This is a genomic window from Archangium sp. (assembly GCF_036389735.1).
GTDB lineage: Bacteria > Myxococcota > Myxococcia > Myxococcales > Myxococcaceae > Archangium.
The window spans coordinates 1-2699 of sequence record NZ_DASVWK010000028.1; the positions used below are offsets into that span (position 1 = coordinate 1).

Below are 2699 nucleotides of genomic sequence, written 5' to 3' on the forward strand. Positions count from 1 at the left end.
TCCTTGGCCATGACGTTCCTCCTACCGGCCGGGGGGACTCACAGGCTGGCGAATCCAAGGGGTATCCCACATCCTATGGATGGTAGGTGGTGTGAACAACCCGAGGCCCCTGGAGTGATTGGTGATCGACTTGCATTCCCACACCACGGCGAGTGATGGCCAACACTCGCCCGCCGAGCTGCTGTCCCTGGCGGCGAGCGCGGGGGTGACGGCGCTGGCGGTGACGGACCACGACACGGTGGCGGGGCTGGGCGAGGCGGCGGAGGCGGCGAAGGCGCACGGGGTGGAGCTGGTGCCGGGCATCGAGCTGTCGGCGTTCGTGCTCAAGCGCGAAGTGCACATCCTGGGGCACTTCGTGAGGCCGGACTACCCGGAGCTGGCCAGCTACGACGCGCGACTGCGGGTGGAGCGCGAGCAGCGGATGGAGCAGATGGTGGAGCAGATGCGCAAGCTGGGCTTCCCGGTGCGGATGGAGGACGTGCGGGCCATCGCGGGCAACGCGCAGCTCGGCAGGCCGCACCTGGCGCGCTTCCTGGTGGAGCGGGGCTGGTGCCTGGACGTGAAAGAGGCCTTCGACAGGTTCCTGGGCGCGGGCAAGCCGGCGTGGGTGGAGCGCTTCAAGCTGGACGGGGAGGACGCCATCGCGCTCATCCACCGGGCGGGGGGCGCGGCCACGCTGGCGCACCCGGGCAGCTCGAAGGTGGAGCGCCATGAAATCCGCATGCTGGTCCAGGCGGGCCTGGACGGGATGGAGTCCCTGCACTCGGACCACAACCCGAGCGTGATGGAGAAGTACCAGAAGTTCGCCAAGGAGTTCGAGCTGGTGCCCACCGGGGGCAGCGACTTCCACGGGGAGCAGGTGACGCCGGGCAAGCGCCCGGGGGATTCCACCACCCCGCCGGAAAACTTCGCCCGGCTGCGCGCCCGCGCCGCGAGCCAGAGCGCGCGGCGGAGCTAGGAAAACAGCGCCGGTCACCTCAACGGCGCTCATGACCTCACGCTCGTTTTCGACGACCAGCGGCGCTCGCTTGTAGACGTCTACAAGCGATGTGCGCCATTGCACGACAAAACACGACATTGCTTGTAGACGTCTACAAGCGAAGCGACCTCCGAGCCGTTTTTCGATGGGGGTTCCTGCCGGGCCCCAAACCGGCCTGGTCGCCGACTCCGACTGAAGAGGGGGGCAACTGGCTCGGACGGAGTCGGGCGCGACAGGCCGGGCGGCTGACGCGGCTTCGACGGCCCCAGCCCCGGCGCTCGACCTGATACGTTGAGGTCCTGGGAGGTAGTGCCCGCCTCCCGTTCCGAGGGCGCCATGAATCCGCTCGACACGCCGCCGCTGCCGCCTGGCACCCGCATTGACGGGGACGTGGTGGAGGCCGTGCTGGGCTCCGGAGGCTTCGGCACCGTGTACCGGGTGCGGGGCCCGGATGGCTACCGCTCCGCCCTCAAGCTGCTGCCGCTGGACGAGGGCCCTGAACGAGCCGAGCGTGCCTGGCGCGAGGTGTCGCTGGGCACGCGCCTGCACCACCCCAACCTCGTGCGCCAGCTGGGCGTGGGCCAGTGGCCCCACGCCAGGCCCCGCTTCCTGTGGATAAGGCTGGAGCTGATAGAGGGCCCCACGCTCGAGCAGTGGGGGCTGCGGCCCGGGCGCACCACGAGCGAGCTGGTGGAGCGGGTGCTGGAGGTGGCACGCGCGCTGGCGGTGGTGCACGAGGCCCGGGTGGTGCACCGGGACGTGAAGGAGGCCAACATCCTGGTGCGCCAGAGTACGGGGCAGGCGGTGCTGGTGGACTTCGGGGTGGGCTACCACGAGGGAGACCCCACGCTGACGAAGGACCTTTTCCCCCCGGGCACGCTCCGCTACCGAGCCCCCGAGGCCTGGGCCTTCGGCCGCGCGCACGCGGACGTGCCGGGCGCGCACTACCGGGCCAGGGCCGGGGACGACCTGTTCGCGCTGGGGGTGGTGCTCTACCGACTGTTGACGGGGCGCTTCCCCTTCCGGCTCACCGACGAGGGGGGCGTGGATGTGGACGCGGTACTGCACCGGGCGCCCCTGCCTCCGCACCTCGTCAACCCGCGCGTGCCCCGGGACGTGGAGGCGGTGTGCCTGCGGCTGCTGGCGAAGACACCCGAGGAGCGCTACCCGAGCGCCGTGGCACTGTACGAGGCGCTGGAAGAGGTGAAAACCCGGGCCGACGCGACCTGGACGGTGCCGCTGCACGGAGGAACACCGCCTGCCGCCAAGAAACCGCGGGCACGAGGGGCGCGGGTGCTCGCGGGGATGGGCGCGGGGTTGGCCCTGGCGTTGGGGGCATGGTGGCTCACCTCTGGTCAGGAAATGGCGCCCCCGGGGCCGTCGCCAGAATCTGCACGGGCCGTGGCCGCGCCGCCCCAGGCGCCCACCCCCGCGGCCGCCGCCTCGCCCGCGGCGCCTGAAAAGGACAGTGCCCCCGTGGAGAAGAAGCAACAGCAGACGTCTGGCCCCCAGCGGGAAGCGCGCCCCAACAACCGAGGGGCCGCCATGCGCGCCCTGTGTCTCGGCCTCACGGGTGCCGCGTTGCAGGCCTGCGTGGGCGCACAGCAGGTGCCGCCCGTGCGCCCGGCACCGCTTCCCCAGCCGTGCCCCGCCGGGGCCGTGGAGACCATGACTGGCACGCTCGGCCTGCGCGTGGGGGAAATGAAATCCGTCGAGTGGT

The 2699-nt window shown here is 71.2% G+C and carries 2 protein-coding genes; both read left to right on the forward strand.

The window, feature by feature from the left end; genetic code table 11:
• The first annotated feature begins 121 nt into the window (after window positions 1-121).
• The gene (locus VF794_RS00810) at window positions 122-958 is read left to right on the forward strand and encodes a PHP domain-containing protein (RefSeq protein ID WP_331106724.1); all 837 of its coding nucleotides are present in this window, start codon (window positions 122-124) and stop codon (window positions 956-958) included.
• Between the two features lie 357 nt (window positions 959-1315).
• Window positions 1316-2699: serine/threonine-protein kinase (locus tag VF794_RS00815; protein ID WP_331106726.1), on the forward strand; the 1384-nt coding region annotated here is incomplete at its 3' end.